The organism is Streptomyces ipomoeae 91-03 (assembly GCF_000317595.1).
In the GTDB taxonomy this organism is placed as follows: Bacteria; Actinomycetota; Actinomycetes; order Streptomycetales; family Streptomycetaceae; genus Streptomyces; species Streptomyces ipomoeae.
Genome location: NZ_AEJC01000340.1, coordinates 1 through 5,857 on the forward strand (window position 1 = coordinate 1; position 5,857 = coordinate 5,857).

Annotated in this window: 4 protein-coding genes and 1 pseudogene; all 5 read right to left on the reverse strand. The window is 72.6% G+C overall.

All coding sequences use genetic code 11. The annotated features are described in order from the left end of the window. Nucleotides 1-15: 15 nt before the first annotated feature. Nucleotides 16-1,686, reverse strand: coding sequence for a class I adenylate-forming enzyme family protein (locus STRIP9103_RS22185; RefSeq protein ID WP_009318531.1), 1,671 nt, complete (start codon nucleotides 1,684-1,686; stop codon nucleotides 16-18). Then, nucleotides 1,683-3,320 carry a class-II fumarase/aspartase family protein gene (locus STRIP9103_RS22190; RefSeq protein ID WP_009318534.1) on the reverse strand — a complete coding sequence of 546 codons (1,638 nt, stop codon included), beginning with the start codon at nucleotides 3,318-3,320 and terminating at the stop codon, nucleotides 1,683-1,685. Before STRIP9103_RS22190 ends, STRIP9103_RS22185 begins: the two co-directional genes overlap by 4 nt. 71 nt (nucleotides 3,321-3,391) lie before the next feature. After that, entirely contained in the window at nucleotides 3,392-4,210 is an 819-nt protein-coding gene (locus STRIP9103_RS22195) for a 4'-phosphopantetheinyl transferase family protein (RefSeq protein WP_199790563.1), read from the reverse strand. Then, nucleotides 4,207-5,283, reverse strand: a complete 1,077-nt coding sequence (locus STRIP9103_RS22200; protein ID WP_009318533.1) for a C45 family autoproteolytic acyltransferase/hydolase — start codon at nucleotides 5,281-5,283, stop codon at nucleotides 4,207-4,209. Before STRIP9103_RS22200 ends, STRIP9103_RS22195 begins: the two co-directional genes overlap by 4 nt. A gap of 55 nt (nucleotides 5,284-5,338) precedes the next feature. Further along, nucleotides 5,339-5,857, reverse strand: a pseudogene (locus tag STRIP9103_RS22205) (3-oxoacyl-ACP synthase); the annotation flags it as partial.

Sequence of the window (5,857 nt, forward strand, 5' to 3'; positions counted from 1 at the left end):
GGGTCGTGAACGGCGTCAGCTCGCGGCGACCAGCGACCTGGCCTGCTCGCGCAGGATCCGCTTGAGGACCTTGCCGGTGATCCCCACCGGAATCGCGTCCTCGGCGACGACCGCGGCGCCCGCCACCTGCGGCAGCCCGTGCTTGGACAGCGCCTCGTTCACCCAGGCGGTCGGGTCCTCGGGCGGCGTCGCTCCCGCGACGAGGTTCAGCAGCATGTACGTCTTGGCCACGCCCTCGTCCTCCCAGCCGAACTTCACGCCGTCCTCGGCGAGTCCGACCACCGTGCAGTCCCGGATCTCGGGGTACTCGCTCAGCAGCAGCTCCTCGGTGTACGCGCTGAACACGAAGCCCTCGTTGGTGCGGATGGCGTCCGTGGTGCGGTCGAGGTGGTAGAAGTTGTTGCCCCCGTCGCGGTACACCAGGTCACCGGTGAGGAAGTAGCCGCCGAGCCACTGCTGGTGCCAGCGCACGTTGTCGTTCCAGAAGCCCGGCGTCAGCGACTTCGACCGCACCCCGAGCCGGCCGACCTTCCCGGGCGGCAGGACCTCGCCCTCCTCGGACAGCACCGCCGCCTCGGCGAACCGCATCGGGCGGCCGATGCAGCGACCCATGTTGGGCGCGCCCGCCCGGTGGACGTAGTCGAACAGCACATAGCCCATCTCGGTCGAGCCGAAGATGTCGAGGAAGATGGCGCCGGGGGCCGTCTTCGGCTTGAGGTCGCGGCCCGTCACCGGGTGCTGCCCCTTCTCCAGCAGACGTTTGATGTGCACCACGTGCGCGGCGTCGCCGGAGGCGTAGAACCCCTCGACACAGGACAGGTCACGGTCCGTCAGGTCCTCGCCCGCCATCTCCATGAAGGTGTGCGTGAAACCGAACACGATGGTCGGGCGGAACTTCTCGATCCCGTCGAGGACGGCCTTGCCGCTGGGATCGGTGAAGTGCACCACCGGTGCGCCGAGGAGCAGGCCCAGCAGGGTGTTGGACATCGCCGAGACATGGTGGCCCGGCAACGCGAGCAGACGCTTGCGGGTGCTGCAGTCCAGACCGTCCGACAGCCGGCTGAGCGCCCCGTGGAACAGGGTCTCGTGGGTGTGGAACGCCGACTTGGGGATGCCCGTGGTGCCCGAGGAGTGGGAGATCAGGATGGGGTCGTTCGGGGCGTGCCGGAACGGGTACCTCGCCGGGCGGTGCTCCCGGTCGTCCAGGGTGATCTGGGACTGCAGTGCCACGAACCTCGGCGGGACGTCGTCCTCGAGATGCTTCAGCAGCTCGTTGTGCCACGGCGCTTGCGTCATCACACCCACGACCCGCTGTCGGCGGATGTACTCACGGCGCACGTCGACGGGCATGTTGGCGTTCACCAGGGACGCGATCGCCCCGATGCTGGTGAGCGCCATCAGGTTCAGCGCGAAGTCGGTGATGGACGTCGACACGATGGCGACCGCGTCCTTGGCCCGCACACCGGCCCGGTGGTAGAACCCGGCGTAGGTCGCCACGACCTCGTCCAGCTCGCGGAGGGTCAGCACCTCGGGGTGATCGCCGGAGGGCGCTCGCCAGGTGCCGTCGAGCCACAGCACCTGCTCGTCGAGGGACCGTCCGTACAGGGGCAGCCGGTGCAGCACGTTGCCCGCGCCGAGCGCCCGGTCGTCGAGAATCCTCCGGCGGAGTTCCTCACTGATCATCATGTCGCGGTCTCCAGTTCTTCGGACGGGGTGAGGGGGTCGTTTTCCGGCGGTGCGGGGTCGTTGTCCGGCCGTTCGGGGGGAACGGCAGACGCGTCCTCCTGCGGTGCGGGGGAATCGGCCGTCGCGTCTTTCGGCGGGGTGACGGGACCGGCCGCCGCATCCTTCGACGGCGTGACGGGATCGGTCGCCGCGCCGGCGCGGTGGACGGCACGGTCGACCAGGGGTTCGGCGGCCCCGAGGTAGCGCTCCGGATCGAGCAGTTCGTCGAGGGAGCCGAGCGAGTCGAACGAGCCGAGGGAATCGGAGGCCCCGGACGGCCCGTCGGTGAGCCCGGTCTCCTTCAGGGCGTTCCGCAGCGCCTCGGCCGCGGGCACCCCGGCCTCCGTGTCCCGCACCGCGCGGGTCACGGCCTCCTTGGCCCGCTGCCGGCCCAGTGCCGGGCCGAGCGTCACGGCCAGCCGCTCGGCGACCAGGCTGCTCCCGGTGAGGAGTACGTTGGCCCGGACCCGGTCGGCCGAGACGACGAGGCCCTCCGCGAGCTCGGCCGCCGTGTGGGTCGCTCCGGCGGCGAGACGCAGGCACTCCCGCAGCGGCTGCCACTCGGCGTGCCACGCCCCGGCGGAGCGCTCGTCCTCGGCGACCATGGCCTGGTCCAACACCAGTGCGTACACCGGGAGTTGCCGCGCGGCCGTCGCGACCAGCGTGCTCAGGACGGGGTTGCGCTTCTGCGGCATCGCGGAGGACTGGCCCCGGCCCACCGCGGCGGGCTCCGCCACCTCGGCGATCTCGGTCCGGGACAGCACCAGGACGTCCGCGGCGAACTTGCCGAGCGCCCCGCCCACGAAGCTCAAGCCGGCGGCCAGGTCGGCGATCGGGGTACGGGCGGCGTGCCAGGGCAGCGCGGGCTGGGCGAGCCCCAGCTCGGCCGCGACGAGCGCCGCGAGCAGCAGTTCGGGGTGGTCCCCCGAGACACCGGCGGCGCTCAGCTGGTCGTGATAGGCCGCGAGGGTGCCGGCGGCGCCGCCCATCGACAGGGGCAGCCCCTTCTCCAGGAGCGCGTCCACCCGGTCGTGGGCGTCGCAGACCAGGGTGAGCCAGGTGGCGGCCTTGACCCCGAACGTGGTGGGCACCGCGTGCTGGGTGAGCGTCCGGGCGACGGCCGGGGTGGAGCGGTGGTCACGGGCGAGAGCGGTGAGCGCGGCTCGGATCCGGTCCAGGTCGTCGCGCATCAAGGTGAGGGTGCGGGTGGCGACCAGCATGGTCGCCGAGTCCAGCACGTCCTGGCTGGTGCACCCGGCGTGCACATACCCGGCCGCGTCCGGGTCCGTCTCCGCCACCAGCTCGGTCAGCCGCTTGACGAAGTGGACGACGGGGTTGGCGGCCTCCCTGCCCCGGCGCGCCAGCTCCACCGGGTCGAGGCCGCCGTCGGCGCCCGCCGTACGGATGGCCTTGGCCGTGCCGGGAGGCACCGCGCCGAGCCTCGCCTGGGCGGTGGCGAGCGCCGCCTCGAACTCGACCATCGCCGCCAGCCACGCCTCGTCCGAGGTGACCGCCTCGACCGGGGTGCCGGCCCAGACCGGTGACAGCAGCCCCGAGTCGGTTCCGGCCGCCCGGGGGCTTTCCTGAGGGGACATCCCAACTCCTTGTACACAGGCGGCCCTCGGGCCACCGGGAGAGTGCGTACGAGACCGTCCGGGCGCCGGGCTCATGGGGCGACACCCGTCCCGGACACGGGCCGTGGGGCATCACCTGAAGGCGGCGCGTCCGGCAGCCGCCAGGTGTGCAGCCGGACCGGCACGGCCGCGCCCCGGGTCACCACGGCCGTCATCACCTCGTCCGAGGACCGGGGCAGCGCGAACCGCTCGGTACGCCCGGACCAGGGCACCCCGGCGCCGTCACGGACCCCGGCCAGCGCACACCGGCGCGCACCCGGCGGCCGGTACAGCTGGACCTCCCGGGCGCCCCGCGCGAGGCCCCGCCCGGTCGCCTTGACGGCCGCTTCGAGCAGCGTCCAGGCCGAGAAGAACGTCTCCGGCTCATGGAACTCGCCCAACGCGAAGGCGCTCGGATAGAACGTCCGCAGCACCTGGGCGGGCGACTCGACCGGCCGTATCACCTCCACGTCGACCCCGATCGGCGCGCCTCGGCACACCCCGACCAGCAGCGCGTCCTTCGACGCCGACCAGCTGACGTACCAGTCCGGATGCTCCGGAAGGACGGGCCCGCCGCCCGGCGCGACGGCGATGCGCACCTCCGCCGGGCTTTCGCCGAGCACATGGGCGAGCACCCTGCGGACGGCGGACCGGACACGTACGTACGCGACGGCCGAGGTGGGACGGCGGAACCGGTCGGCCCGCCGCGCCTCCTCCGGGGAGAGGACGGCGCGGCAGTCCTCGTCGTCCCATCCACGCTCCGCCGTGTCGTGCAGGGCGATCAGCCAGCCCTCCGCCCCGGCCCGCATCCCCCCGTGCCCGTCAGGGTGCGCCCGCTCGCCCCGGGCCTCGGCGCCCGCCTGCGTCCTCATCCGCCCGCCGCCCCGCTCATCGCCTCGGTCGCGAAGACCTGGGGCGCCGCACACGGCTGGGAGCCCAGCAGTCGCACCTCACCGAGCGCCGGGCGCATCGCCACGACGGCGACGGTGCGCTCCCGCCGTATGTCGCCGTTGTCCGGCACGAAGATCGGCGGCGTCGACAGCAGCCCGAGATGGTCGCCGGGCGAGGCGTCCTCCGGCAGTGCCTTCAGCCGTACGGCGCACGCGTCCAGCCGGCGCAGCGAGCCGTTCTTGGCGAAGACGTTCAACTCGTCGTAGGGGACGAACTCCGGGTGCAGGAAGTGGTTCGTGTGGACCAGCACCGTGTCCTCGACCACGCGCATCCGTCCGTCCAGGAACTCGGCGTAGGCGCAGCGGCCACGGTCGCAGAGCATCAGCGACCGGGAGCTGGCGAGCCGCAGCCCCTCCAGGACGCCCAGCGCCTCGTCCACCGACCCGGCGCTGTCCAGCACATGCCGGACCGCGAGATACGGCGGGATGCCCGGGCCCCACTTGCCGCCCAGCACCAGGTTGATGCCGACGGCGAGGCCGTCGCTGTTCATCCCCAGATAGCCGAGCAGGCCGCCGAAGCTGAGCATCAGCACCTCGCGCGAGGAGCCGGCCCTGCGGATCGACAGGAAGCAGGTCTGGTCGTCGAGGTCGCCGTTGAGGTCGACCGTCTGCGCGAGCGTGGTGTGCGGGCCGTGGCCCACCCGCGCGTACGTGGTGCAGTCGCCCTCCGGGCGGCGGGTGCTGCGGTACCCGAGGATCTCCCGGCGCAGCTGCAGCAGCAGGGCCTGCGCGTGAGTGATGCCCGCACCGTCGGCCAGACCGCGGATCTCCTCGGCCAGTTCGGGCGTACCGGCCTCGATCTCCGACCGGAACGCCGTGAGCGTCGGCTCCAGCGAGGCCAGGGACACCGGGGTGTCCAGCAGACGGTTCAGCCGGGCGAGCCCGTCGTCGAGGAAGGCGCGCAGCGCCTCGGCGCGGGCGGCACCGTGCTGCCGTCCCAACTCGTAGGCGTCGCCGGTCAGTCGGAGGGACGGGGCCGGTGCGTGGGCGGTCATCGCGCCACCGCCGTGGCTTCGACGCGGGTGTTCATCCGATCCTTCTCCCTCGCTGTCACGAGACCTTGCGGAGCAGTACGCCGTGCCGGGCGCCGGGCACGCTGGAGGCCAGCAGATAGAGCCCATCGATCTCCCCCTCTCCCGAGGTGACGAGGTCGACGAGGTTGATCAGCGGGTCCGCGGCGAAGCAGTGGCCGAGCCGCTCGATGTTGCCGATGCGCAACTGCGCGGCGGAGAAGCCCGCCTGACGCTCCTTCATGGTCACCAGCGGCCGTACCAGGTTGGCCGGCAGCAGCGCGGTGACCTTCTCCCGGGGAACCCCGGTGACGCGCTCCAGCTCCTCGTTGACCGCGGCGGCGAGCCGGGAGTCGATCTGGTCGCGCACCCCCAGCACCCCGGCGTCCTGCGCCGAGGCCGAGGCCACCATCGCGAAGGTGTCCGGCCCCTGCTCGGCGGCGCCCACCAGACAACTCGCCGCCCCGTCGCTGAACAGCGCGAACTTCTCCAGCCGGACGGCCTCGTCCACGATCCGGTCGGCCGTGACCACCAGGAGGCGGCGATGGTTGCCGGACTG

What these genes read in the sequence shown, in the direction of transcription:
- STRIP9103_RS22185 (WP_009318531.1), bottom strand. Translation starts at nt 1,686, where the DNA reads ATGATGATCAGTGAGGAACTCCGCCGGAGGATTCTCGACGACCGGGCG.
- STRIP9103_RS22200 (WP_009318533.1), bottom strand. Translation starts at nt 5,283, where the DNA reads ATGACCGCCCACGCACCGGCCCCGTCCCTCCGACTGACCGGCGACGCC.
- STRIP9103_RS22190 (WP_009318534.1), bottom strand. Translation starts at nt 3,320, where the DNA reads ATGTCCCCTCAGGAAAGCCCCCGGGCGGCCGGAACCGACTCGGGGCTG.
- STRIP9103_RS22195 (WP_199790563.1), bottom strand. Translation starts at nt 4,210, where the DNA reads ATGAGGACGCAGGCGGGCGCCGAGGCCCGGGGCGAGCGGGCGCACCCT.